23 protein-coding genes and 3 tRNA genes are annotated in these 24,919 nt (G+C 48.7%); 4 read left to right on the forward strand and 22 right to left on the reverse strand.

Going from position 1 to position 24,919, the window contains the following annotated elements:
- Window positions 1–21: 21 nt before the first annotated feature.
- From MD588_RS09150 to MD588_RS09210, 13 genes are read right to left on the reverse strand one after another with little or no spacing between them, the layout of a single operon-like run.
- Entirely contained in the window at window positions 22–624 is a 603-nt protein-coding gene (locus MD588_RS09150) for a DUF3261 domain-containing protein (RefSeq protein ID WP_265696935.1), read from the reverse strand.
- A 1-nt stretch (window position 625) separates the two neighbouring features.
- Window positions 626–2,959, reverse strand: coding sequence for an MMPL family transporter (locus tag MD588_RS09155; protein WP_265696814.1), 2,334 nt, complete (start codon window positions 2,957–2,959; stop codon window positions 626–628).
- Complete coding sequence (locus tag MD588_RS09160; RefSeq protein ID WP_265696815.1) at window positions 2,943–3,605, reverse strand: LolA family protein; 663 nt, start codon at window positions 3,603–3,605, stop codon at window positions 2,943–2,945. The genes MD588_RS09155 and MD588_RS09160 overlap by 17 nt, the downstream gene beginning before the upstream one ends.
- Window positions 3,589–4,026 (reverse strand): acyl-CoA thioesterase, encoded by a 438-nt coding sequence (locus tag MD588_RS09165; RefSeq protein ID WP_265696816.1) that lies wholly within the window; start codon window positions 4,024–4,026, stop codon window positions 3,589–3,591. Before MD588_RS09165 ends, MD588_RS09160 begins: the two co-directional genes overlap by 17 nt.
- Window positions 4,027–4,035: 9 nt before the next feature.
- Entirely contained in the window at window positions 4,036–5,580 is a 1,545-nt protein-coding gene (locus MD588_RS09170) for an HAL/PAL/TAL family ammonia-lyase (protein WP_265696817.1), read from the reverse strand.
- On the reverse strand, window positions 5,552–7,258 hold the full coding sequence (locus tag MD588_RS09175) for a glycosyltransferase family 2 protein (RefSeq protein WP_265696818.1): 1,707 nt from the start codon (window positions 7,256–7,258) through the stop codon (window positions 5,552–5,554). Before MD588_RS09175 ends, MD588_RS09170 begins: the two co-directional genes overlap by 29 nt.
- Entirely contained in the window at window positions 7,255–7,626 is a 372-nt protein-coding gene (locus MD588_RS09180; protein WP_407676560.1) for an ApeI family dehydratase, read from the reverse strand. The genes MD588_RS09175 and MD588_RS09180 overlap by 4 nt, the downstream gene beginning before the upstream one ends.
- 46 nt (window positions 7,627–7,672) lie before the next feature.
- Window positions 7,673–9,106, reverse strand: a complete 1,434-nt coding sequence (locus MD588_RS09185) for an AMP-binding protein (protein ID WP_265696821.1) — start codon at window positions 9,104–9,106, stop codon at window positions 7,673–7,675.
- 23 nt (window positions 9,107–9,129) lie between these two features.
- Window positions 9,130–9,702, reverse strand: a complete 573-nt coding sequence (locus MD588_RS09190; protein ID WP_265696822.1) for a COG4648 family protein — start codon at window positions 9,700–9,702, stop codon at window positions 9,130–9,132.
- On the reverse strand, window positions 9,702–9,959 hold the full coding sequence (locus tag MD588_RS09195) for an acyl carrier protein (RefSeq protein WP_265696823.1): 258 nt from the start codon (window positions 9,957–9,959) through the stop codon (window positions 9,702–9,704). Before MD588_RS09195 ends, MD588_RS09190 begins: the two co-directional genes overlap by 1 nt.
- Before the next feature lie 21 nt (window positions 9,960–9,980).
- The gene (locus MD588_RS09200; RefSeq protein WP_265696824.1) at window positions 9,981–10,238 is read right to left on the reverse strand and encodes a phosphopantetheine-binding protein; all 258 of its coding nucleotides are present in this window, start codon (window positions 10,236–10,238) and stop codon (window positions 9,981–9,983) included.
- 14 nt (window positions 10,239–10,252) lie between these two features.
- Window positions 10,253–11,065 (reverse strand): lysophospholipid acyltransferase family protein, encoded by an 813-nt coding sequence (locus tag MD588_RS09205; RefSeq protein WP_265696825.1) that lies wholly within the window; start codon window positions 11,063–11,065, stop codon window positions 10,253–10,255.
- Window positions 11,066–11,068: 3 nt separating this feature from the next.
- A complete protein-coding gene (locus tag MD588_RS09210; protein ID WP_265696827.1) occupies window positions 11,069–11,794 on the reverse strand; it encodes a beta-ketoacyl synthase chain length factor in 726 nt (241 codons plus the stop codon).
- 820 nt (window positions 11,795–12,614) lie between these two features.
- On the opposite strand from MD588_RS09210, the gene MD588_RS09215 reads away from it, so the two are divergent.
- Complete coding sequence (locus tag MD588_RS09215; protein WP_265696828.1) at window positions 12,615–13,685, forward strand: methyltransferase; 1,071 nt, start codon at window positions 12,615–12,617, stop codon at window positions 13,683–13,685.
- Window positions 13,686–13,737: 52 nt separating this feature from the next.
- On the opposite strand, the gene MD588_RS09220 is transcribed toward MD588_RS09215, so the two are convergent.
- From MD588_RS09220 to MD588_RS09235, 4 genes are all read right to left on the reverse strand, one after another.
- Window positions 13,738–14,601, reverse strand: a complete 864-nt coding sequence (locus MD588_RS09220; RefSeq protein ID WP_265696829.1) for an alpha/beta hydrolase — start codon at window positions 14,599–14,601, stop codon at window positions 13,738–13,740.
- Between the two features lie 137 nt (window positions 14,602–14,738).
- Window positions 14,739–14,813 (reverse strand) — tRNA-Gly (locus MD588_RS09225).
- Window positions 14,814–14,820: 7 nt separating this feature from the next.
- A tRNA-Thr gene (locus tag MD588_RS09230) sits at window positions 14,821–14,896 on the reverse strand.
- Between the two features lie 43 nt (window positions 14,897–14,939).
- Window positions 14,940–15,030 (reverse strand) — tRNA-Ser (locus MD588_RS09235).
- A 463-nt stretch (window positions 15,031–15,493) separates the two neighbouring features.
- Here MD588_RS09235 and ansB point away from each other — a divergent pair.
- Window positions 15,494–16,558 carry an L-asparaginase 2 gene (gene ansB / locus MD588_RS09240; protein ID WP_265696830.1) on the forward strand — a complete coding sequence of 355 codons (1,065 nt, stop codon included), beginning with the start codon at window positions 15,494–15,496 and terminating at the stop codon, window positions 16,556–16,558.
- 115 nt (window positions 16,559–16,673) lie between these two features.
- Here ansB and hspQ read toward each other — a convergent pair whose 3' ends face one another.
- The 3 genes from hspQ to MD588_RS09255 all read right to left on the reverse strand — a co-directional run bounded on the left by hspQ (window position 16,674) and on the right by MD588_RS09255 (window position 20,060).
- Entirely contained in the window at window positions 16,674–17,006 is a 333-nt protein-coding gene (gene hspQ / locus MD588_RS09245; protein WP_265696831.1) for a heat shock protein HspQ, read from the reverse strand.
- Between the two features lie 119 nt (window positions 17,007–17,125).
- The gene (locus MD588_RS09250; RefSeq protein ID WP_265696833.1) at window positions 17,126–18,262 is read right to left on the reverse strand and encodes an ABC transporter substrate-binding protein; all 1,137 of its coding nucleotides are present in this window, start codon (window positions 18,260–18,262) and stop codon (window positions 17,126–17,128) included.
- Window positions 18,263–18,275: 13 nt separating this feature from the next.
- A complete protein-coding gene (locus tag MD588_RS09255) occupies window positions 18,276–20,060 on the reverse strand; it encodes an adenylate/guanylate cyclase domain-containing protein (RefSeq protein ID WP_265696834.1) in 1,785 nt (594 codons plus the stop codon).
- Window positions 20,061–20,253: 193 nt separating this feature from the next.
- On the opposite strand from MD588_RS09255, the gene MD588_RS09260 reads away from it, so the two are divergent.
- Window positions 20,254–23,103, forward strand: coding sequence for a cation:proton antiporter (locus MD588_RS09260; protein ID WP_265696836.1), 2,850 nt, complete (start codon window positions 20,254–20,256; stop codon window positions 23,101–23,103).
- 42 nt (window positions 23,104–23,145) lie between these two features.
- Here MD588_RS09260 and MD588_RS09265 read toward each other — a convergent pair whose 3' ends face one another.
- Complete coding sequence (locus tag MD588_RS09265) at window positions 23,146–23,361, reverse strand: hypothetical protein (protein WP_265696838.1); 216 nt, start codon at window positions 23,359–23,361, stop codon at window positions 23,146–23,148.
- Between the two features lie 309 nt (window positions 23,362–23,670).
- On the opposite strand from MD588_RS09265, the gene MD588_RS09270 reads away from it, so the two are divergent.
- On the forward strand, window positions 23,671–24,204 hold the full coding sequence (locus MD588_RS09270) for an NADPH-dependent FMN reductase (protein WP_265696840.1): 534 nt from the start codon (window positions 23,671–23,673) through the stop codon (window positions 24,202–24,204).
- Here MD588_RS09270 and MD588_RS09275 read toward each other — a convergent pair.
- Window positions 24,196–24,615 carry a GNAT family N-acetyltransferase gene (locus tag MD588_RS09275; RefSeq protein ID WP_265696841.1) on the reverse strand — a complete coding sequence of 140 codons (420 nt, stop codon included), beginning with the start codon at window positions 24,613–24,615 and terminating at the stop codon, window positions 24,196–24,198. The genes MD588_RS09270 and MD588_RS09275 overlap by 9 nt on opposite strands.
- Window positions 24,616–24,919: the final 304 nt, after the last annotated feature.

Below are 24,919 nucleotides of genomic sequence, written 5' to 3' on the forward strand. Positions count from 1 at the left end.
CGCGATTCTTCGCACTTTGCTTTATCGGCTGTAATTTAACGTTTTTATTGAGATAACGTATCCCAACTTTTTATTAGTGAACAGGATCTCCCCGTCAAGATGAGGCATGGCGTTATAATGAATTTCAATCACAATATTGCCTTTATCATCAATAAGCTGCCGATACTGTGACGTTTCTTTTAACTGCCAGCCTGACGCCATTAACGGCTGCTCCCAAGATTCAGCCGGCCACAGTGTCAGCATAAGGTTAAACAGAACCTGCTCGGGTTTGGGCAAAGTCTCACCCAGCCCCGGTAGCACCTGGGTTTCAATGGCCTTGTTTTGATAACTCAGGCTCAGGATTCGGGAGCCCCAGGATGAGAATCCAGCCAGTACGACTTTATCGGGACTCACTTCCAACTGAACCGGTAATTGATTGGTTTGGTCTTGCCACTGCGCAGAGATCAGCTGGCTGGCAGTCAGTGTTTCCCCTAGCTCGGCAGGCTCCGGCAGCGTAACTCGCGTGCCGGGGGCGATCTCGACCTGGTTCTGCAGTGGCTGTTGAGGAGCAGAGGTGCTGACACACCCCGTCATTGCAGCCAGCAAAAAGCCAGTAAATAGCAATAATTTCAGCTGTTCAATCATATTAACTACGTATCTCATCCGTGAACCTTATTGAGTCTGCCACCTTACCGCTCAGTGAAAGAGGAGCCAGCAGCCAGGCTGTCAGTATCCCGGTCAACACCGTGATGCCAAAACTGTGAATCGCTTGGGTTTCGCTCAGTGCCAGCAGGCCAAACGACAAAATGGTGGTCACCGCCGACAAGCTAATTGCCAACAAGGTGCTGTCAGCCTTGGACTGTTCAGCAAAAAACAAGGTGTAATCAATCCCGATCCCCAGAATGAGGAACAGCCCGAGTAAGTTAAATAAATTCAGCGGAGTGCCTAAAAAACCGGTAACGGCAATACCGACACAGCAGGCAATTGCCGGCGGAGCAATGACCCTAAAGGCTTTGCCCAAGCCGTAACGCCAACTTAAAATCGTGAGAATAACGCCTGCAGCGGCAAATAATAACTCGGTAATTCGTTGTCGGTACTCAGCAAAAATTGAAGATACCTCTTCCGCTTTGTCGAGATAACTCACGGCATGATTTTCTGCGGCAAATGTCTGAATTATTTCAGCCTTGCTCACACCTTTAAGTAAAATAACCGCCGATTGCTGTCCCTCAAGCTCACCCAGCCAAAGGAACCGCAAAGGCGCAGATGCCGGCGAGCGAACAAAGTCATCGACAGTCAGCGGGGAAAATTGTTGTTCAATCACAATATCGCCATGCAGCTTTAGCTGCTGAGCCAACGCAGGGCCCTGCTGGCGATAAAGTTGCTCTATCAGCTGATAATTCTGGGCTTGTGTCTGCTCGGAGGGCACATACTGATGAATGCTCTGGTACCCCTCCAGAATGCCCTGCTGAGTAAACTTCGCCAACTTGTCACCAACCCGCTCCAACTGCACCAGCAATGCCTGCTCATTGGCAGCCTTTACCAACAGCATTTGCTGGCTGCCACTGACACCGGTGATCGCTTTGATCGTTTCTTCCTGCTGCTTCAAATCGACAGGAAGTGCCTGAAGCTGACGAATATCGTCGTTATAACTGGCTCGATATAGGCCGACAGCCGCGACAGCCAAGCACAACGCAGGCACACCCAATCGCACGGAAGGCTTCATCCATCCGCGCAGCCAAGCAGCCATGATCCCGGTCATTGGTATCGCCACCGACTTGCCCGGCCGCGCGGCGAGAACAGGATACCAGCAGACAACCGTCGCATAGGCCGCCGCCAGGCCGGCAGCCGAGAACAACGAAAGTTGCTGCAGACCGGGAAACGGCGCAATCATCATGCACAAGTAGCCAATCAGGCTCATCGTCAACCCGAGGGAAATTGCAGCAAAGATATGCTTCAGCCCTTGGCGGGCATCCCAGCTCTGGCCTGCAGCAAGACGCTCAGTCAAAAAGTGGAACGCATAATCAATGGAGACCCCAATCAAACTCGCACCAAATACCAAGCTAAACAGGTGCACCTTGCCAAAAACCGCCACCGTCGTCACAAATGCCGTCAGCAAGCCACACCCAATAGACAATAAAGCCAGCGCAAGCGGTAACGGACTACGAAAAACCACCAACAGCAGTGTGATCACGCCAAGCAACGAGCCCAAACCAATGGTGCTGATCTCCCCCTTGGCGCTGGCGGTTCCATGGGCTGCATAGAAAATGACCCCGGTATGCAGTACCTCTACCCCGTAGCTCTCACGGATAGATGTTTCAAGTTCGGCCAATGCCGGTATTTTCTCTTGCAATGCCAGGCTATAAGCCGAGCCTTCCAGATCGGCAGAGAGCAATACATACTCTTTGCCCTGATAATTTGTCGTTAAAAAACCATTTTTCAGCGTCACATTCCCAGCGTGATGACCAAGCTGAGATAAGTAATCCCGGAATAACAAAAAAGGATCAGCTTGCAGTTCCTGGCCTGTCACCCCCGAGAATGGGTTGTACAGTGCCTGCAATACCGCTTGGACTTGCTGCTGGGGTTCATTCTGCAATCTGGCTTTCTGCTCGGGCGTCAGAAGATGTGCCCGTTTCGGAAAATACAGCTCGCCCCAGGCTTGCTGCTGCGACTGGCTGACCTTGGCGGTGATGCTACTGAACATCCCTATCGAGGAAAGTTCCTGGGAAAACTGTTCAGCAGCTGAGAACAGTTCGGGCTTGTTCTGGCTGCCTATCACAAACAGAACTTTGTCGCTCATGCTGGCAGCGACCCGGGAAAATGCGGCCTCCGCCGCAGGATCCTGCCGGTTCTCCGGTAGCAAGGCGAGAATATTGGTTTCTATCGGCGCTTGCTGACGCGTTAACAACTGCCCGCCCAGTACACCGACGACAGTCAGCATGGTAAGCAGCCAAAATGTTGCAAGTTTAGAGTTGGAAGGCACGTTGTTCTTCTATGGTTAGCTCTACTGGTGCTGTACGTTGATTGGTAAAAGTAATATCAGTGACATCGCCACGGATTTCCGTCAGCGTCAGCTGTTCAATAAACTCATTACCCGACAGGCGGATTGTTTGAAACACCGCATTTAATGGTGCCGATTTCGGCGTCAGTACCAGCTGCCACCGGTTTTCCTCGGTATTGGCCAACGCGATATCAAACTGCTCGTTCAGCTGGCCGGTATCCCCTTTAAAAAGAGACAGAAACACATGGCTGAAATAGAACACCATCGGATTGTCATCGGCAGCCACCACCTGGGGGGCATTATCGCCAAATTGCTGGCTCAGTTTGTTCTTGGTCAGAACGAGCGACACCGGAAAAGGGCTAGTTTGCTGCCAGTGCAGGCCTTGTTGCTCGGCCAATAAAAAATGGCCGGCAGACTGAAGGGGAGCACTGAACATTTCCATGGTGCGCACCAGCTCAAAGTCACCACGCACCAGAGACTGCGTAGCCAGTTGCTGCTGCAGTTCAGGCAAGGTAATTGCGCTGACGGCAGAGGAAAAAAAACCAGCCACCACTAGGGCACAACCACAAGTGGCGGTACTGAACAATGCCCGTAGCCGGGCAAAACGATAATTAGTGTGTAATGGCATACCAGCTCTCGATTTTATCGGTGAACACGGTTGGCGAAACAAAACACATTTCACCGTCATCAACCCCAACAGCGACTTGCATAGTATGGGCCTTGGTCATTCGCTCACCGCTTTGCGCATCGTAGATCACGTAATCGACACGCAGGCGATTTTCCCACTCGGTCAGTGTCGCGACCACCCGGATCTCGTGGTTATAAGGGATTGGTTTCACGTACTTGACCCGGGTATCGATAATTGGCCACATATAGCCAGAAGCCTGCATCTCGCGGTAGCTATACTGGATCTTTTCCATCAGCACACGGCGTGCTTCCTCAAAGAAACGAAAGTAGTTGCCGTGGTAAACAACTCCCATCGGGTCCGCGTCCTGAAAGGAAGTCACCAAGGTGACTTCCGCACTAAGCGCTGGCTTCTTGTCTGTCATCATCTGCCCTTAATACAGTGCCCAGTGTTGTTGCTGGATCCGCTTCATAAAGTGACGTAGGTCTTGCTCCAACGGACGATCTTCTTCAACAAAACGGAACTCACTGAGAATCAACTCGTTCATTGTCTTCAATGCCAGGCTCATGTGGCGCTCATCAAGCTCGTTGTGGTTCTTGCGGATCTCTAGCGCCTGGGTTGCCGCCAGCATCGATGCTGCCGTCACCTGCTCTGTCAGCTCAAGAACACGCAAGCAATCACGGGCTGCAATGGTACCCATACTGACTTTATCTTGGTTATGGCATTCGGTAGAACGAGAGAACACACTCGCAGGCATGGTGTGTTTCAGCGCTTCCGCCGTCCAGGCCGAAATACCGATCTGTACAGCCTTGAAACCGTGGTTAATCGGCTTGCGTTCACCCTCCGCGCCCGTCAGGTTAAACGGTAGGCCATTGTTGAACTTGTAATCCATCAACTGGGCCATTTGTCGGTCCAGCAAATCTGCAATATTCGCAATGGCGGTCTTCAATGTATCCATTGCCATCGCGATATGGCCGCCGTAGAAATGGCCGCCGTGCAGTACACGTTCATTATCGCCATCAATAATCGGGTTATCATTGGCACTGTTCAGTTCGTTCTCAATCAACTGGCGCAACCACGGCAGACTGTCTTGCAACACCCCAATCACGTGAGGAGCACAACGAAGCGAGTAGCGATCTTGCAAACGGTCACTGTTGCGAGGCGGGCGTTCGGCCTGAAGGTCTGAACGCAGCCAGCTAGCGATCTGCTGCTGGCCCGGATGCGGCTTCACGGCAAACAAGGCTTCATCGAAATGGAAATCATTGCCCTGCATACCCACCGATACCATCGCGGTAATTCGGGTTGCTAGCTGCGCAAGGTACTCAGCACGCTTATAGGCAATACAAGCGAGTGCCGTCATCACCGATGTTCCGTTCATCAGCGCCAAACCTTCTTTCGGCTTCAGCTTGATCGGCGAGATATTCAGCTCGGCGAATACGTCTTTTGTCGCACGGATTTCATCGTTATAAATCACTTCACGCTCGCCGATCAATGCAGCCGCCAGATAGGATAACGGCGTTAAGTCACCGCTTGCACCGACCGAGCCTTCCTGAGGAATTCGTGGCGAAATATCATGATTGATCAGGGTAACAATCTGATTGAGCAAATCGTGAGAAACTCCTGAAACCCCTTGCGATAGCGAACACAGACGCGTCGCCAGTACAGCACGAGCCTGCTGGTGATTGAGGTTTTCACCCAGGCCGCAACCATGAAAGCGAGTCAGGTGAAGGGGCAGTTCGTCAACGAGACTCGGCGGAATAGCCACCGTGCAGGAGTCGCCATATCCCGTTGTCACCCCATAGATAACACCTTCTTCTTTCAGCAGGCGCTCAAGAAAAGCGACACCGCGGTCGATCTTTGCCTGATACTCGGGGCTATCATTCATCGCTGCCGAGGCGCCGTTTGCCACGGCCATAACATCTTCAATGGTCAGCCTGTCGGCACCAAATTTAACGGTTTGTTGCATGTTCTTTTGCATCTTTATTTCCACTTAGCTGCCAGAAGTTAAAGAAGTTAAACCATTGCAGGGGAGCCTGTAAGGTGTAGCTCTCAAGGCGTCTGGCATATTGGCTTACGACGGCTTTTAGGGCTTCTTCCCTTTGCCCGCGAGGTAATTTGATTTGTTCACTGAATGGTTCGAAATACACATCGAAGTGCGGTGTTGGCTGGCTATCATCGCGCAAGCCAAACAGCAGATATACTGGCGCTTTCAATACCGAGCAAAGCATGAAAGGCCCCAGAGGAAATGGAGCGGGATGACCAAGGAAATCAGCCCATACTACACGTTGCTCTTGCGTTACGGAGGTACGATCGCCGACGATGACAACCCACTCTCCCTGCTCGATCTTCTGTTGCAGCAAGATGGCGGTATCCGGACCAAGCTTGCTCACTTGGATCAAGTTAAGCTCCGAGTCTGGGTTTACTGCTCGCATCACGGCATTAAACCGTTCAGCATGTTCGGTAAAGACCAACGCGTTGATCTTCACATTTTCATAGTTGCGACTTAGCGCGCGGCATAGCTCAAGGTTTCCTAGGTGCGAACCCAGAATGACGATTCCGCGTTTTTCGGCAATAAGCCCATCAAAATGTTCCTGGCCGTGGACCGTCAGGTTATCGAATGAAAAGTCGCCCTTCCATGCCGCGAGCTTATCCAGCACGGTGTGGCCAAACGATAACAAATGCCGATAGCTACTCAGGTTATTAGGCAGGGATACCCCTTGCTCGCCGGCATATCGGCTCAGGCGTTCAAGAAAATCTTCTGATGCCCGTCGGGATGACTTCCCGGTCTTGTGATAGTAGGCAATAACGAGCTTCAAGATCTGGTTAAAGGCCCTGCGCCCCAAGATGGAATACACATAGAGAAGGGTTTTGATGCCAATGATCGTTCCGCGCTCAGTATGGGATGACCAATGATGTTCCTGGCTGGTTTCTCGTTTTCGCAAAGAAGGAATACGGGGTAACATGCCAAAGAACAGGCGGGTATGCATGGTGCTGATCTTGATGTTGTCCCACAGGGCATCAAAGTGGGAAATCCCCCCTTCAGGGTAGATAACCTTAGTATCAACGAAGCGAATGTCACAGCCATCCCAGTACATGCGAACCATGATTTCAGTATCAAAATCCATCCGTGTACCAAGCTTATTGCGCTCCAGTATTTTGATCATACGACCAATCGGGTACGAGCGAAAACCGCACATACTGTCTTTGATTGCAAACGACAACGTTTCAATCCAGACCCAGATATGAGTGGCGTAGCGGCCATAAAGCCGTGACTTAGGGACCGATTCATCATAGACCGGTTGACCGGATACCAACGAGGTCAAGTGAGTCGATGACTCGGCGATGAGCTTTGGCAGCGCATTAAGATCATGCTGCCCGTCTGCATCTATCTGAATCGCATGGGTGAAGCTCTGCTTGAAAGCTTCATATATCCCGGCGATCACGGCACCGCCTTTACCCTGATTCTCAGGTAAAGTGACAATGGTTACATTGGAACGCTGGGCTTGCTCGGCCAGTATTTCCTTTGTTGCCGCATCACTGCCGTCATCCACGATAATGACGGGGTACCGATAGCTTGCCAGTGAATCCAGCACCGCCGGCACGGTTCGTCCATGGTTATAGCATGGAATAAGAAAACAGGGGTGAAATGTTGTCATCGTGCCATTTCCAGTTTGATCCGTCCCGAAGAGTGAGTGACAGGCTCTGGCTTGCCCTCTTTGACAGAGGTATAACTAAAATGCAGTTTCTCTTTTTCGGCAAACCAGGTCAGGGACAACTCTATGATACTGTCCGGTAGGATCGGCTCCTGGAATTTAATCGCGTCCATTCCGCCAAATTCGCAATGAGCATTCAAAAGCGTTTTACCATAGTGAACCGCCCAATCAACTTGTGTTACTCCCGGCAACAGCGGATAAGAAGGAAAGTGCCCCTGAAAATCGACAATATCGGCATCTACTTTCAGCGTGAGCACTGCCGTGCTGTCATTAATTTGTTGATCAATAATGGTCGGCTTGCGTTTATTCACTGTCATTCTGCCATTAAGTTAGTTGTTATTGTTACGCTGTCAGGCGTTATTTGAAAAACTGCTCCAGCTCCCTAACAAGCCGCTTTCCTTGGCTGTTCAGCGGTATCTCATCAACGATACGAAAGCGGCGAGGAATACCGACAGGCTCCAGCCACTGCCGTAACTGCTGTCGCAATGCCAACCAGAACTGACCTTTTCCCATGGCAGCCATGTGCTGCTGTCCTTCACCGGTTAGGGTGATCACCGCAGCAATAATCAATCGGTTGGTATCATCCAAGGTAAGCACTGCGGCCTCATCAACCCAGCTCAGCTGGCAGAGGCGCTGCTCAACTTCCGTCAAGGAAACCCGTTTTTCTTCCACCTTCACCACCCGATCGGTGCGTCCCAGCAACATAAACTGGCGGTCACCGAGAAGCTGGCACTGATCACTGGTCTGATACCAGCTCTCCGGATCGATAAAAGGCGAACTCAAACGCAGACACCCTTCTGCGTTAAGCGCCATGTCGATAACATCAAACAACTGCCATGGGGTATTTGCCTGTTGCTGTTGCCGGAAACCAATCCCCCCCGTTTCCGTACTGCCAAACACTTCGATAGGCAGCTGTTCAAACAACTCGAAGCTTTGGCGAGCCGCGGCTTCTGCCAGAGGACCGCCAGAAGAAAATACGGCGCGGTAGGGTTGCGTTGCCTGCTCTGCGCCCAGACGCTTAAGCAAAGCAGGACTGGTGATCAAGGTCGTATCTGGATCTGCCTGCGCCATAACCTGCTCGGGATAGCTCAGATCGATCCGGTCAAAAGCCCGCCCAGCGCAGAGCGGCCATAACACACGAAATAACAGGCCATAGATATGCTGATGAGAGACGGTACTGACCACGATTGAGTCTCGCAACTGCGTACCCCATGTCTGTTCAAGCTGAGCAATTTCAGCATCAATCCGGTCAAGTGTTTTTATAATCGCTTTCGGCTGGCCGCTCGAGCCCGAGGTAAACAAAGTAATCGTCACATCACTCAGTACCAACTCAGCAAGTTCAGATGCCACTGGCTTCTCTGCAATACTAATGGCCGAACAAGTCGCTGAAGCAGAAACCGGGACTAATGGCAGCAGCTGCTGCGGACAATCAAGCTCACACAGCGCGCTGCGGTCATGAAGTACAGCATCGAAATGACACACCAACTCAGCCAAAGCTGCCGGCTGGTGGTTACCCGGCAGGATAATTTGCTTGCCTGCATGTGCAGCAGCCATGAAGGCAACTGCAAAGTGGTAACTGTCATCGAAGCACAGTGCCCACTTAGCAAAAGGACTCGCTTGCAGTGTTTGAACCAAAGCCAGAACATCTGTCCTGAACTTGACCCAATGAACCAGCGAGTCAGCATGGCGAGCGACCACTAGCCTCTCCTGACGAAGAGAAAGCATCAACTCAGACAAAGAACTGAATGGTATTTCAGGATAAACTGTTTTTTCTGCAACTGGGGTATTCATATCTGCTTTCATCACCGCTTACTTCAGCGAGCAATATCCATTTCCTTTCTCATCAACCATTGACGTACCAGCCATTCGCCAGCAAACAGCACTCCTGCAAATAGGTAGCTGATCAGGCCGTTATATAACGTCCATACCGATAACGGCATAAAGCAGGTAGCCAGAGCAATTGTCCCATTCAGGATGAAGAAACCGCACCAGATCTTGGTGACTTTGCGCGTATAAATCACGCCACTCGGAGCCAGGTCAGGATCCTGAAGGCGGGCAAACCGCTCGATAACAGTCTGCTTCTGCCACAGGCTTGAGACAAACAAGCCAAACATCAGGGCATTCACAATCACCGGGTAGAAAGTCAGCCAGCCTTGTTCACGAAAAAGACTGCCTAGCAGGGTCAGCGTAATTCCGGCTCCCCCACTGATCCAGGCAATATATTTCAATTCGCGTAGCCGCGCCTGCCCGCCGGCAACAAGCCGGAGTAGGAACAATATGGCAAGAATACCAGCGACCGTTCCGAGCCCCCATTGACTGATCCCAAAAAAAACCGCAAATGGGTAAGCGAGCAAGGCAATCGCCGATATGGCGGTCAATAACCGCATTAAGCTTCCTGCAGCAGAGCAGTTACCGCATCAACTACATCGTCAACAGTACGAACAGTTTTGAATTCTTCAGGTTTGATTTTTTTGCCGGTTACATTCTGCAAATGTACAACCAGATCCACAGCATCGATACTATCTAGGTCAAGCTCCTGGTAAAGCTTGGCTTCCGGGGTAATATCCTCTGCGTCAAGTTCAAACAGCTCCACCAGCGCGTCACGCACTTGTTCAAATACTTCGTTACGATTAACTTCAGTCATAAATTCACACATCCACGTATCTTAGGCTTGATTAAGAGAAATGAAGTCGGCCAAATTAGCCACCGAGGCGAAGTACTCACGGGTGTTGGTGTCGTCAGCATCAATCACAATGTTGTAGTTTTTCTTGATTGCCAAGCCCAACTCTAGTGCATCAATTGAATCTAGCCCCAGGCCATCACCAAATAGCGGTGCCTGTGTTTCTATGTCGTCGATTGTGATGTCTTCAAGATTCAGCGCTTCGATAATTAACGCTTTCAGTTCGTTATGTAATGATTCCACTATAACCTACTTATTTATATTGAATTTTCGCACTTTTCCTGCGCTGGAAAAATAACGTCTGCCAAATGGCGGTTAAGCTGCCTTGCGGCAGTGGTGGGTGAATCTGCATCGCGAAGAAATTGCTCTATCGCGATTTTCTCTTTCACTTCGACCCGAAAAAAAGGTTTGGTATCGGGAACTTGATACCATTTTGCCTGCTTGGTCAAAAAGCTGGGCTCAACCGTTATATGAACCATCCGCAAATCGGTTTGAGTGCGGACGGCAATCTGGGCGGCACCGCGCTGCAATTTCGATTCAATTCCTAGTGTGGTTCGTGTCCCTTCAGGGAATATCAACAACACATTGCCATTATCCAGTCGCTGACTGCACGCATCCAACAGGCTTTCAGGATCTCGGTTGGGAATATAGCCGGCGGCTTTTACAATGCCTTTCATAAATGGGTTATGCCATATCGCCGCTTTTACCAAGCAATCACATTGCGGCAGGCAGGAGCCTATCAACACATAGTCAATCAGGCTTGGATGATTCGCAACAATTAGGCAATTTCGATCTTGCAGCAAGGAGCTTGCACCGACAAACTCATAGTCGATCGCTCCCCAAAAACGCATGGTGCGACAGAACAAAGCAAAAGAACGCTGAATGATTGACTGTACCCGTAATTCACGCTGGCCAGGATCTTTAACTGACCACGTGAGAAGGGGAAATACAACAAATGTCAGGCATAACGCGCCAATTCCAAAGATGGAGAAGCATAAACCGGTTGCCGCTACCCGCCAGACTTTATTCATACGCTGTGTTACAGCTGATAACACTGAGTTTCGTTCCATTGGTTAACACTTCCAGTGCCAATGTGTTCGCTGTCCGGCGATCGTCCATGAATGGTGGCCACGAACCAAGTTAGCTATAACATCCAATGTCTGTGGAAGCTTTGAAGAAACATCTTCTGTCCCTCTCTCGGCCTGCCAGCATAATTGATATTGCCTACCACTGGTTACAACCATCCCCAGAGCAAAGCCATGGTGCGCTTTAACGTCAAATGCTTCATAGGGCTGAGGTAGAGGCTCATCAAAGTCGACCACCAAAATACGGTGCTGTGGGTTCTCAGCCAGATAAGCGGATGCTTCTATTAATGCCGAGTGCAAAGAATGTTCACCTGCAGCTAGCGATGTCACCGGAATTTCTTTCTTTACCGCAATGGTAAAAAGGCCAGCTGCGGTATTATGTACAGATTGTGAAAAGGCAATTGGAGATGCATCTTCACCTTGCAAAATTTCCGATAACAATTTCGCGGTACGATGAAGCTCGCCATGTCGGCTAGAGAAAATGATAAAATCAATCTCATTATGTTTGGCTAAACTTATCGCAGTTTGTATCGCAAGTTTACTCAATGAGCTCATACGCCGGCGTAACATTGGCGGAATGTCAGTGACAGGGACTGGGGCTAACGTGTCAGGCCATTTCTTTTCATTTGTCACCCAAGCATTCCATTCATCCAAACTTACTAAGCCTGGTGAAAGTGCCTGCCAACATTCAATATCAAAGTGTATCTCATTCATCTGTTCTAGTATCTAACTTATAATGCTAGATTTAATCCTGAAGCTCATATCCCTATATCAGCCTAGGATAATATTAATTTGAACTTTTGTGTATGTATAATTTCACGTTTTCTTAAAACACCTCTTCATGTCATAAAACGAACTATATTTTGCTTAAAACACAACCAAGATAAAGTAAAGATGAGCGCTTATATTGCCAACCTCCTATATCACTGAATGATAATAAACCGCTACAACAGAACAACTTCCGATCAGTATAGCAACACAGTAGCAACAGTCACCAATCACCTCATCAACATATAGCACAGCACCCCGCTGACAACCTACGCAACAGAAAAAAGATAAAAAAACATGATAAACAAATAGTTACTTTAGCCAGGGCTGATTTTAAAAACTCAACTTATTACATCAGTCAGCCCCCGTCAAAAAAATGACCGCTTCCTAATTATGAGTACTTGTCAAAATATACTAATAATGGAAATAAAATTAGGCTCCAATACAAGATTTCATATTGAAGTTTCCAGCCAGAAAGGCTGTCCACGGTGACAGCATCGAGAGTTCACCAATATTCCCCTTGCCTATTTTATAATGCCTAAAAAAGAGCTTGTTCATTTTTCCGGACTAGATTTATGACCATTAACATAGCAAGCACCGCCCTGTAAACAGATATTTATTATAATAACCATCTGTTTATTTACTATTTGTGCGGCCAGTACTTGAAACAATAACTTATTTTATTACAGAATATAGTCAAGTTAGGTCTAAATGGATTTAGATCATTAATGGACTATACTTATCTTCAAAGTAATTGGAATTTCTTGTGACCTCATACCAAAATGATCCACTTAATGCTCTAGAAGCAAAAATTGAAGCTCAAAAAATAGCTTTTGCCCCTATTGTCTTCCACACAGCACGTACACTACGTGATTTAGGAATATTATCGGCACTTGATAAGGCGGGAAAAGAAGGTTTAAATGCCAAGCAGATATCAGCAGAAACAGACATCTCTGAATACGGTGTCAAAGTATTGCTTGATATGGCTTTAAGTGCCCATATCGTTACCTGGAATAAACCAAACTACATACTTGCTAACCTCGGTTACTTCCTTGTTAATGATGGTATGACCCGTGCTAATTTAGATTTCACTGCAGATGTATGTTATGCCGCAATGATGCATTTGACAGAAGCAATTAAAGAAGGCAAACCAGCGGGTTTAAAAGAATTAGGTGACTGGCCTACTATCTATGAAGGGCTTTCTCGATTACCTCAAAAAGCCAAAGAAAGCTGGTTTAATTTTGACCACTTCTATTCTGACCGATCATTTCCCATCCTGCTAGAACGTGTATTTGCTAACAAGCCCAAAAAGCTGTTTGATATCGGCGGAAATACGGGCAAATGGGCATTAGAGTGCTGTAATTACGATCCTGATGTTGAAGTCACCATTATCGATCTACCTCAGCAAATCGACATGGCGATGACCAATGCCGAGCAACAAGGTTTTTCAGATCGCATCAAAGGCTTTCCTGCCAACCTACTTGATTCAGAACAAACACTACCGGAAGGGGCTGATGTGTGGTGGATGAGTCAATTTCTGGATTGTTTTTCGCCGATGGAAATTCTTAGTATTCTGCGTCGAGTACGAGCTTCGATGGCCGAAAATGCGACAGTCTATATCCTTGAACTCTTCTGGGATGCCCAGCGTTATGACGCGGCAGCATACAGCTTGAATGCAACGTCGTTATATTTCACCTGTCTTGCCAACGGCAATAGCCGTTTCTACCGCAGTGACGACTTCCTTGAACTCGTCGCAGAAGCAGGCTTAGAGGTAGTGACACGCACCGATGATATTGGTCTTGGACATACACTTCTAGAACTCCAAGCCGCAAAATAACCCTAGGGGACGTCCTTTAATTATGTACACCATGGTTATTGAGAGACACCCCCTAATCAAACAGCCAAAAGTCGGTTTGCGATCGTGCCACTTCTGTTGCAGGAGTGGCTTCTTCCAGCCAATTCAAAACCCTGAGTTGAGTTTCGGGAAACTCTCTGGTCATTGCTCTCGCATGCGAGCAACCCTCAATCCGCCAGAAACGCTTATCACCATCAAGTTGAGTATAAATACCTTCCCCCGACTCAATCGGTACCACTCTATCACTGACACAGTGGATCACGAGCGCCTTTGTATTCGCAAGCCGATTCATGACTGATTTTGCAGCATAGTCATCACGCATTAATAAATGGGCTAACCATGAGTACACCTTTCCCCAAGGCCCCTTTTTCAGCATAAACTCGGCTTCCTCGACGTAGCTGGTAAACGAGGAATCGATGATCATCCCTTCAATGGTAACCGGGTGATCGGCCCATGCCCGCAAAAAAATATTTCCCCCGGTGGAGGTGGCCACAATAAATACCGGCAGGCCCGTGATGCTGTGTAACTGCGCGGTATATTCAAGTATCGAGATCGCATCCCGGTAAATTGACCGATCATTAGGCTCTCCAGACGAGTGTCCGAATCCTGAATAATCAAACACCAGTACATGGTAACCATGCTCGGCTAGCCAATCGACTTTTTCCCGCGTTGTTTCCATATGGCCATTGTTACCATGAAAATGAATAACAAGACCTTTACTCGACTTCCTGACAGAAGGCAGCCATAAATAGGCAATTTCATTTCCAGACGTGGAATGCATCCAACGGATATTGGGATTAAGCTCGGTCGCTTTCGAGGGATAATAAAATAAGCTGTTCGCACAGCCTTGTACAAGCAAACTTGAGGCGATGATCAGGAGCACAACAGCTATTTTCATATATTCCCCCAGATACGTTTAAAACTATATGGCGGCTGTCAGATGAAGTGCTTCAGGGGTGAGAAAAACCGTCAACTTATCTCAGGACGGAGCAGGCAAACAAAAAAGCCGCTGCTTTCGCAACGGCTTCTAAGTCTTGGAGCGTGCAGCGGGAATCGAACCCGCATCATCAGCTTGGAAGGCTGAGGTAATAGCCATTATACGATGCACGCAAAAGAATGGTGCCGACTACCGGAGTCGAACTGGTGACCTACTGATTACAAGTCAGTTGCTCTACCTACTGAGCTAAGTCGGCACACTTAATTTTTTGTATTCACGCTGTTGCCTAAATACGAATTTGGCGGAGAGATAGGGATTTGAACCCTAGATACGCTACAAACGTATGCCGGTTTTCAAGACCGGTGCTTTCAACCACTCAGCCATCTCTCCAAGGCCGATGATAATAACCAAGCCAAACTGAAATGTAAATTCCCCCCTGTACTAAGTGGCTAAAATACGAACTATTTTGGTAAAACAAGCAATTATGCCCAAGTTACCTCAAGATTCAGGATGCAGAGTGACACCATAATGAAGTGATTCCTGTGTGAAGAGCGACTATCAAATTCCCCGGTGATTTAGTGATTGGATAACAAAACGTAAAACATTGGTATTGATTGTCTTTGAAGTTCGCGATTAGCAGTCGTATTTGTTAAAGCAGTAAATGAGCGGTGAGTACCTAGCTTTCTTTTGACTTGTTGTTCGTTAATTAATTGAGCGCACATGTCCACCTTGTTATACAGATCACTTTTTAAATATTCATTAAAGTGATCCCTACCTCAAAAGTATTAGCACGTTGGAATAAAATCTGAATCAATCACATGAATTCAGATGAATCATCTTAGTAGGTGTAATAATGAAAAATAATCCAATACGTTTAGGCATGGTTGTTGCCGGTTTATGCTTTAGTTCATTTTCCATGGCGTCAGCAGATCTTCCTAATATTAAAATTCTCGCCACTGGAGGCACCATTGCAGGTGCAGGACAATCTGCAACGGAATCAAACTATACTTCTGGCAAGGTCGGAGTTGATGAATTAATTGCGGCAGTGCCTGATATGACAAAAATAGCGGATATCAGCGGAGAGCAAGTCGTTAAAATCGGCTCACAAGACATGAACGATGACGTTTGGCTAACCTTGGCCAAGCGTGTTAATGCATTGCTTGCTCAAGATGACGTAGACGGTGTAGTCATCACGCACGGTACGGATACTATGGGAGAAACCGCTTACTTCCTAGATCTAACCGTTAAGAGTGATAAGCCTGTTGTGCTCGTGGGAGCGATGCGTCCGTCCACAGCGATGAGTGCCGACGGCCCGATGAATTTATATAACGCGGTTGTGACAGCTGCTGATAAAGATTCAAAAGGTCATGGTGTATTGGTAGCGATGAACGACACCGTGTTTGATGCCCGTGATGTGACCAAAATGAACACCACGGCAGTGAATACCTTCCAATCTCCAAATTTTGGTACGTTAGGTTACATACATAATGGTGATGTAACCTATCAACGTAGCCCTGAGCGTAAACATACAACAGACACGGTATTTGACGTATCCAAGTTAAAAGAATTACCGAAAGTCGGTATCGTGTATAACTACGCAAATGCGTCTGATCTGCCCGTAAAAGCATTTATCGATGCTAAGTATGACGGTATTGTGAGTGCCGGGGTGGGTAACGGTAACATGTATCACACTATTTTTGATGAACTAGTAAAAGCCAGCAAAGATGGCGTGATGGTAGTACGTAGTTCACGTACGCCAACAGGATCGACAACGCTAGATGCAGAAGTGGATGATGCTAAATTTGGTTTCGTGGCATCAGGCACATTGAATCCACAAAAAGCCCGTATATTGTTGATGCTGTCTTTAACACAAACACAAGACTACAAAGAAGTGCAGAAGATGTTCCAGCACTACTAATAGGCACTTAATATAAAGAGAATACTACCGAGAAATAGTATTCTCTTTAGTCATTCCACAGCATCATGTTCCGCTTGTGATCTATGAAGATACTTACCTGTTAGGCGGCATTACCTCAGTTAACTTTTTCAGAATTAATATACCGTCCATCTTTTAAGTCGGTAAAAAACGTGTCGATCAATGGATGAATAATTTCCTTGTCACTCGAATCGGGCTCTAGGTTTTGTTCTGCTACATAGGTGGCGTGTGTCGCTTGATGAACTAACACATGATACCAAGGCTCATTTTTCGGGGGGCGACTACGGGCAACCGTTTCGTACCATTGGTCAGTCAATTGAAAATACGGATCTATATCGACGATGACTCCTCGATAATCAAATAACTTGTGATGAACTAAATCACCAATGGAGTACTTTGCCATCGTAATCTTACAGTTCGATTCTTTCATTTATTAGCACCTCAAGTAAATATTAGGCCCTCTGCCTTGCCAATGCGCCAATATTGCGAGGCTAAGTTTACTGAAGTGTTTTAATTAGAAATATCCTGAGCAAACTCAATCAATCAGGCTCACGGCTCGACCCACATGCTAAACACAAAGTCGCCATTTTTTACCTCCATCAGCACGGCGCTCTTAATCGGGTCTCCGGAATCGTGAAAATCAATTTTCCCGGTGAGCCCCTCGTATACATCCAGTTGTTTCAGTGCATCTCGAATCCTCTTTGGCTCGACACCACCTGAACGCTGCGTAGCTTCAAACAGCATCCCAAACGCATCATAAGTCAGCGCTGCTACATCATTCGGATCCCTTTGATATGCCTGGCGGTATCGAGCTCGGAAATTCAACGCCTCTCCATCGCCTTTATCAACCGCATAATGAGTACTGAAAAAAGCCCCCTCAAGTGCATCGCGCTCTGCCGCAGGAATTTGGGTCCAGGAGTCACTACCAAGCAGTTGAGCATTGATCCCGAGTTGTCTTGCGAGACGGGCCTGCTCTGGCACCTCGTTGTAATAGTTGGGTAGAAACAGTACCTCCGGCGCAGCAGCCTGGATCCGGCGTAACTGCTCGGTCACATCCGGCGCATCACGGGTATAGAGCTCAAAAGCGACGATCCTACCTCCCAGCCCCTTAAACGCGGTCCTGAACACCTCTGCCAGGTTACGATTATATTCACTGGAAACATCGTACAGCACCGCAGCCGTTTTATATCCAAGCTTTTCGTAAGCGTGCCTCGCCATCAACTGTCCCTGGAACGTATCAACATAGGCGATACGAAAAACCCAGTTTTTATGCCGGGTAGTTTCCGAGTTCGTCGACCAAGGGCTGAGCAGAGGAATTTCGGCATGTTCGGCATACCTTGCCGCAGGGATTGCATTACGACTGGCCTGGGGACCGACAATGGCACTGACGTTGTGCTGATTAATCAACCTCAGTGCGGCACTGATTGAGTGCTCGGCACTATCCTGGTTGTCTTCGATCGATAGGACTACCCGGTACCACTCATTGTCTATGATCAACCCCCCTCGCTCATTGGCCTCCTGCACCGCCATCTTGGCAGCTTCGACACTGGCTCGCCCCACCTCCGGGATCTGTCCACTGACCGGCGCTATCAGACCAATTCTTAGCTCTTTTTCATCAGATGGCCGATCATTGCAGCCGCTCAGCAGCAAACCTGCAATAATGAACAATGCAGTCAGTAACTTCATATGCCAATCCTTCTTAATTGAGCGCTTTTTCCTTACGTCCAGTCAGGATATAGGTGTGCATTTGCCCTTTTCCCTTGATCACAACCATCCCACGATCCGCAAACACATATTTGTCCCTGAGGTGCTTATGGGTCGCTTCGGTAATCTGGATCCCGCCTTTCAGCCCCTGTGATTCCATCCGTGAGGCGGTATTAACCGCATCTCCCCAGATATCATAGACAAACTTTTTCGTACCAATGACACCCGCCACCACAGGGCCACTATTGATCCCGATCCGCATACTCAGATCGGTATCATGCCTGCGGTTAAATCCCTTTATTACCTCCAACATATCGAGTGCCATCTCCGCAATAACCTCGGCATGATCATCTCTTGGGATCGGGATCCCGGCCCCCACCATATAGGCATCACCGATAGTTTTGATCTTTTCCAGCCCCCGCCGCTCGCTCAGCAGATCAAAGGCACAGAATATCTCGTTGAGCAGCCCTACCACTTCAGCTGCAGACAACTTTGCCGACATCGGAGTGAAATTGACGATATCTGCAAACAAAATCGTGACCTCGGCAAAGCTGTCGGCGATCGTATCCTCACCATGCTTGAGACGCTCGGCAATCGGTGCTGGCAGCACGTTCAGCAGCAAATGTTCAGATCGTTCCTGCTCCTCAGCCAGATCTTCGAGGGTACTTTTCAGCTGATCGATCATGCAGTTAAAATTTTGTGCCAGAAGCCCGGTTTCATCCTGGGTCAGAACTGGCGCGGTCTGGTTCAGATCCCCGGCACTGATTTTCAGCGTGGTATCTGTCACTGCCAAAATGGGGCGACAGATCCGAACCGCGATCAGATAAATACCGATGCTAAGCAGACCAACTGCCAACAGGCCTATTACCAATATCATGACCCCAAAACGATTGGCCGGTGCCAGAGCAACAGACGCCTTCACTTCGGAAATCAGCGCCAGGCCCAAGCTAGGAAGCCAGCGATAGCTTCCAATCACGGGGACATTGGCATAGTTATCATAAAGCCCCTCGCCACTTTCGCCCTTCAGCGCAGCCTCAATGCCCTGACTATGAGCACCACGCGGAAAGGAGGCATCACCGAAACGTTCTGCAGAGATAAAACGGTTGTGGGCATCAATGAGATAGGCCTCACCGCTTTCCCCTAATCCCGTTTTTCTGCTGACGATCTCAACCAGTACCGACAAGCGAATATCGGCCGCCAGGATACCAAGCAGCTCACCACTCGGGCTCCGTAGCGGCGTTGATACGGTTAAGGTGGGCGCACCGGTTTTAGGCGTCGGATACACCTCCTGTAAAAAAGTGCCCTTCAGCCCTTGGGTGAAGTACCGGGCACTGTGCCGGTACTCGCCCTCGTTTGACGGTTGCGTCGAGAAAAAAACCCGCCCCCCCACCTTGGTCAGCATGAACACCTCGGTCAAATCGGAAACGGGAGCCGCTTGGCTATCGAGAAAAGTGGACAGGTACAACACTTCAACCAGCTCGAAATAGGCTTTATAGTAGGCCTCCGTTCCCTCCGCTTCGCCCAGCAACAGGTCTGCTGCACTTCGCAGCTCATCAAGTTCGGCAATTTTTTTTACCACTGTGATCTGTTCAGAAATATAACGATTAATTTCAAATTCTTTATGGTCAGCAGTGACATCAAACTGCGCAATTGCCATCTCTTTTTGTGTTTCGGCAGCAAGAAAATAGGTCACCGCCGCCAGCATCACGACAACCAGCACGGAAACCAACAAAAAATAGGCTGTCATTCGGGCCTTCAGACTCTTTTGCAGCAGCCCCATTAAATCCCCCTGAGAACATAAAGTACCACTCAGAATCAGTATAGACGCCCAGATACTTACCCTGAATCAATTACATCTCAGTTCTCTGCTATCAGGGTGCAGGCTTTGAGCTAATCTAAATATTGCCCGATTCCGTAAAATTCGCAGTTAACCGACAGCACCAAACAGTTCATTTATTATTGGAGGCTATTGCATGCATGAAACCTTTCTCCTGGTGCTGGGGCTAGTAGGCCTGCTAACTATTGCCAGCCTGTTGCTGCCGATAGCCAACCGGATCAATTTTCCCTATACCGTATTACTGGCTGTTGCCGGAAGCCTGCTCGGGGGGATTGTGCTGCTGACCAGTGGTACCCAGCCACCAGGAATTGTGGGGGACTTCCTGACCGCACTCAAGGCACTGGACATTACCTCGGAAGTGGTTTTTTTTGTGTTTCTGCCTGCCTTAATTTTTGAATCGGCACTAAATATCAATGCCCGGCACCTGATGGCCGATATTGGCCCAATCTTGCTATTGGCTGTACTCGGGCTGCTGATCTCTACTTTGCTAGTCGGAACGTTCGTGTGGAGCATTTCCGGCATGGGCCTGATCACCTGCCTGCTGCTCGGTGCCATCGTATCAGCGACAGATCCGGTTGCTATCGTCGCCATTTTCAAAAACCTCGGGGCTCCCAAGCGACTGACCATACTGGTCGAAGGCGAGAGCCTGTTTAACGACGCCACGGCAATCGTACTGTTTACAATTCTGGTGGCAATACTGGTAGGCGGTACTGAAGCAAGCGTGCTATCGGCAACCGGAAAATTTCTCGAAGTGTTCTTTGGCGGGATCCTGGTCGGTCTGATTTCCTCATGGCTGGTATCGTCTCTAATTGGGCGGCTGCGCAATCTGCCGCTGGTCGAAATCACGCTGACTATCTGTCTCGCTTACCTAAGTTTCCTGCTCGCTGAGCACTACCTGCATGTATCCGGCGTAATGGCCGTCGTTACCGCAGGCTTGGTGATTAACTCATTCGGACGTACCCAGATCTCTCCCCATACCTGGCACACCCTGACCGAAACATGGGAAGAACTTGTCTTTTGGGCTAACTCCCTGATCTTTTTCTTGGTTGGTCTGCTGGTACCCAAAGTACTGGTCGAATTTACCTCAGCCCAGTTCCTATCGCTGATCGCCCTGACCATTGCGGCATTTACAGCCCGCACCGCAGTACTGTACCTTGTTTTACCGCTACTCAATCGATTCGGGTTGGGGCAAAAGATCAGCATCGCCTTTCGCACCGTAATGCTATGGGGAGGGTTACGGGGCGCCGTCTCGCTGGCACTGGCGTTAGTTATCTTAGAAACACCGGGAATTGATCCGGAAATCAAAGCATTTGTCGCCTCGTTGGTCACCGGATTCGTCCTGTTCACACTGTTCGTCAATGCCCCGACCATGGGTACGATGATGCGATTTTTTGGGCTGGATCGACTCCCTCCCACGGAGCGGATGATCCGCAACCGGGTCATGGCGCTCTCAATCAAGCACATACGCGAGGGGCTTGCTCATGCCGCCCGAGAGGATAACATCAAGCCCACTATCGCCACTGGAGTGGCGGACATTTACGAACAGCGTTTAAACCGGGTGGAGCACTCAATGGCTCCCGGCGAGCAACTACCTGATCCCGTCACACTCAGCGTCGGGTTGAGTACCTTGACCAACCACGAGCGCCATCTCTATCTCGAACGTTTCTCTGACGGGCTAGACTCCGCCAAAATAACGCGTTCGCTGCTCTTCCATACCGATGACCTGCAGGACGGGTTGAAAATAGGCAAGATACATGGCTATCGGGACACCTATACCACGGCACTCAAATTCGGGCCGCTATTCCGAGCCGCCCTGTGGCTACAACGGCAGCTGAAACTGACCCGCCCGCTGGCTGTCCAGTTAGCCAACCGCTTCGAAGTGCTGAGTGTTCACGAAACAGTGGTCACGGCACTGATCGACTACAACAGCGATAAAATCCCCCCTTTATTCGGCGAAAATCTGGCGAAGAAACTAAAACCTTTGCTCACCACCCGCCTTCAGGCGACCCAGCAGGCTCTGGATGCACTCAGACTGCAATACCCTGAGTACGCCGAAACATTGCAAAAACGCCACCTCGTTCGTGTCGCCCTGCGTCTGGAGGAAGCCAGTTACCATCGGATGCTCGATGAGAATATTATCAGCCAGGAAGTATTTAACGATCTGGGGCGGGAGCTGGAAAAACGCAACCGTATTATGGATCGCCAGCCGCGGCTGGATCTCGGGTTGGAACCAACCAAATTGGTTGCCAAGGTCCCGTTTTTCTCCGATCTGGGACCCCATCGTATTCGCGAGATTGCCTCGATGCTGACACCTCGACTTGTTGTTCCAGGCGAACGGATCCTCACCCAAGGAGAGCCAGGTGACTCAATGTTCTTTATCTCCAGTGGTGCCACCGAAGTTGCTTCAGACCACCAGCCCATTCGCCTAGGCAGCGGCGATTTCTTCGGCGAGCTGGCATTACTCACCCAAGAGCCTCGCAGTGCAGATGTCACCGCCATTAGCTATTGCCAGCTACTTGTGCTGCAACTCGATGATTTTCAGCGTATTACCTCGGCCCACCCCTACCTACAGGAACGCATCACCCATATTGCCGGTCAGCGCCTTGATACCAGGGCACTGGTCGCCAAAGTGCCTTTTTTTGCCACGCTGGACAGCAGCGATATCACTAATATTACCAAATTACTTAAACCGAAAATGGTAGCACCGGGTGAACAGGTGATCTCCAGAGGCGAAGCCGGTGACTCTATGTATTTTATTGCCGCCGGCTCCGTCGAGGTAACGATAAGCAACCATCCCCCGATCCCACTCGGCAGAGGCGACTTCTTTGGCGAGCTGGCATTGCTCAATCGCGCGCCGCGTACTGCCGATGTTACGACCACCAGCTACTGCGAGTTGTTGGAGCTGCAAGGAGAGGATTTTCATCACCTGCTAGAAGAACAGCCGAAACTGAAACAGCACATCAGCCTTCCACGTGAAAATAGCTAGAGGATAAAATGCCTTAGCGATGGATGAGGATGAGCACTGACTTCAACCATCTTGCCGACAGCCGAAATAAAAAAGTGACTCTCCGTCGGCAGGAAAGGACAGTGTATCGATCAGTTCATCTAATTTAGACGTATTGATGTTGGAACAAAAAGCAACAGTGGCCGATTGCAAAAAAAGATAGTTGTAATAATCACCACAAGCCTGACACCGGATCGGGCTCTGCGGCGAATACTGCAGGTTATCTAACTTATTATGCATTTAGTCACCTAATAAATCCAAGTTCCTAAAAACTATAGCCCACATTTCAGTCACCCACTCAAAAAATGATCACCGGCATTCCCCATACTATTTATCTTTATCGCTCAAGCACTTTACGGAAGCATGATCAAGGATACCGAATGGCTACACCCTCGGTATCTCGGTCACAATCATCCCGAACGATGACGAGCTACAGTGAGTATTAACCTGTTTATCCCAGCTCAGCTGCTACACTCTATGATGCTGAATTGTCACAAGATGCATAACCCAACCCTATAAGCATTTAGTCAATGTCTGGAGATAATAACAATGAAAATTATTGCGTTCGCGGCGAGCACCAGCAAAAAATCGATCAATAAACAACTGGTCAATTACGCTAGTCATTTATTGGATAAAGTTGAGGTGGAGATACTTGATCTAAACGATTATGAGCTGCCGTTATACAGCCAGGACAAAGAAGAGGAGCTAGGCCACCCGCAGGTAGCCAAAGATTTTTTAGCCAAAATTGCCGACAGTAACGGTATTATTATTTCTTTTGCCGAGCACAACGGCTCCTATGCCGTTGGCTATAAGAACATCTTTGACTGGTGCTCGCGTATCGAACCGAAAGTGTTTCACAACAAGCCGATGGTACTATTAGCCACATCACCCGGCTCCATGGGTGGTGCCAGCGTATTGGCAGCCGCCGTGCAGTCAGCTCCTTACTTTGACGGGATCGTCAAAGCTAGCCTGGCAATCCCCAGCTTTTATGATAATTTTGATTCAGAAAAACAAATCATTCGCCACGAAGAACTTAACGAGCAGTTCAAAGATGCTATCAGTCACCTAAATCATTTAAAATGAGCAAGAAAAATGATGGCTGGCAATAATGAAGTCCTCTTTTAGATAAAACTTGTGTGCGCCGAACCGCTGCACGCCGGAATCAAGGTGTAGCTGGTCAAAATTGTTATATAAGGCATAGTCCTTGAACCAATCGATGAGCAGCTTCCCCGCCCCCGTCGAGCGGTGGTTCTCGTCCGTCACCAAGTCATCAATATAGATATACTTACCCCAGGCTAATTTATGCCCGGTTACGAAACCAACCACGCAAACGACGGCATCATCATCTGTAACATAAACAATCTGATAACCGTTTTTCTGCTGCTTTTTCACTTGGGTGATCAGGCTATCGAACTGAAATTGAGGCCGAAGCTGAAGCAGAACCGGGGCAACAACCTCAAGCTCCCGATCGGATGATAATAACTGAACGTCCATTTTTTCCCTTCTTATTTTTGCCAAGAATCAAACCAACCGTCGATATCACCACACATAAAAATGCGAGGCATAAACGGCAGGCTTAAACCATAACAAAGATTTGTTACAGCATACCGACATAGCCTGGCGGGGCTAAATTCGCCATACTCTAGCTGCAACGATACCTCCGTTGCCTGCACCAGCTCTCAGCTTTAAGCCACGCTTCATGCAATGATAGTAACCTTGATATCAAGCATAAAATGTCTAATAAATCGGCATTTGTTGGCTTTATTGACAAAATACTCTTCAAACATATTCCATACCG

The organism is Photobacterium obscurum (assembly GCF_026191635.1).
Lineage (GTDB): Bacteria > Pseudomonadota > Gammaproteobacteria > Enterobacterales > Vibrionaceae > Photobacterium > Photobacterium obscurum.

Bases quoted from the DNA above. Each gene is read 5' to 3' on its own strand.
- MD588_RS09250 (WP_265696833.1), bottom strand. From the start codon at position 18,262: ATGAAGTTACTGACTGCATTGTTCATTATTGCAGGTTTGCTGCTGAGC.
- MD588_RS09190 (WP_265696822.1), bottom strand. From the start codon at position 9,702: ATGCGGTTATTGACCGCCATATCGGCGATTGCCTTGCTCGCTTACCCA.
- MD588_RS09175 (WP_265696818.1), bottom strand. From the start codon at position 7,258: ATGACAACATTTCACCCCTGTTTTCTTATTCCATGCTATAACCATGGA.
- MD588_RS09160 (WP_265696815.1), bottom strand. From the start codon at position 3,605: ATGCCATTACACACTAATTATCGTTTTGCCCGGCTACGGGCATTGTTC.
- MD588_RS09205 (WP_265696825.1), bottom strand. From the start codon at position 11,065: ATGGAACGAAACTCAGTGTTATCAGCTGTAACACAGCGTATGAATAAA.
- MD588_RS09220 (WP_265696829.1), bottom strand. From the start codon at position 14,601: ATGAAAATAGCTGTTGTGCTCCTGATCATCGCCTCAAGTTTGCTTGTA.
- ansB (WP_265696830.1), top strand. From the start codon at position 15,494: ATGAAAAATAATCCAATACGTTTAGGCATGGTTGTTGCCGGTTTATGC.
- MD588_RS09165 (WP_265696816.1), bottom strand. From the start codon at position 4,026: ATGACAGACAAGAAGCCAGCGCTTAGTGCGGAAGTCACCTTGGTGACT.
- hspQ (WP_265696831.1), bottom strand. From the start codon at position 17,006: ATGAAAGAATCGAACTGTAAGATTACGATGGCAAAGTACTCCATTGGT.
- MD588_RS09260 (WP_265696836.1), top strand. From the start codon at position 20,254: ATGCATGAAACCTTTCTCCTGGTGCTGGGGCTAGTAGGCCTGCTAACT.
- MD588_RS09275 (WP_265696841.1), bottom strand. From the start codon at position 24,615: ATGGACGTTCAGTTATTATCATCCGATCGGGAGCTTGAGGTTGTTGCC.
- MD588_RS09210 (WP_265696827.1), bottom strand. From the start codon at position 11,794: ATGAATGAGATACACTTTGATATTGAATGTTGGCAGGCACTTTCACCA.
- MD588_RS09255 (WP_265696834.1), bottom strand. From the start codon at position 20,060: ATGGGGCTGCTGCAAAAGAGTCTGAAGGCCCGAATGACAGCCTATTTT.
- MD588_RS09170 (WP_265696817.1), bottom strand. From the start codon at position 5,580: ATGCAAAAGAACATGCAACAAACCGTTAAATTTGGTGCCGACAGGCTG.
- MD588_RS09195 (WP_265696823.1), bottom strand. From the start codon at position 9,959: ATGACTGAAGTTAATCGTAACGAAGTATTTGAACAAGTGCGTGACGCG.
- MD588_RS09270 (WP_265696840.1), top strand. From the start codon at position 23,671: ATGAAAATTATTGCGTTCGCGGCGAGCACCAGCAAAAAATCGATCAAT.
- MD588_RS09150 (WP_265696935.1), bottom strand. From the start codon at position 624: ATGATTGAACAGCTGAAATTATTGCTATTTACTGGCTTTTTGCTGGCT.
- MD588_RS09265 (WP_265696838.1), bottom strand. From the start codon at position 23,361: ATGCATAATAAGTTAGATAACCTGCAGTATTCGCCGCAGAGCCCGATC.
- MD588_RS09185 (WP_265696821.1), bottom strand. From the start codon at position 9,106: ATGAATACCCCAGTTGCAGAAAAAACAGTTTATCCTGAAATACCATTC.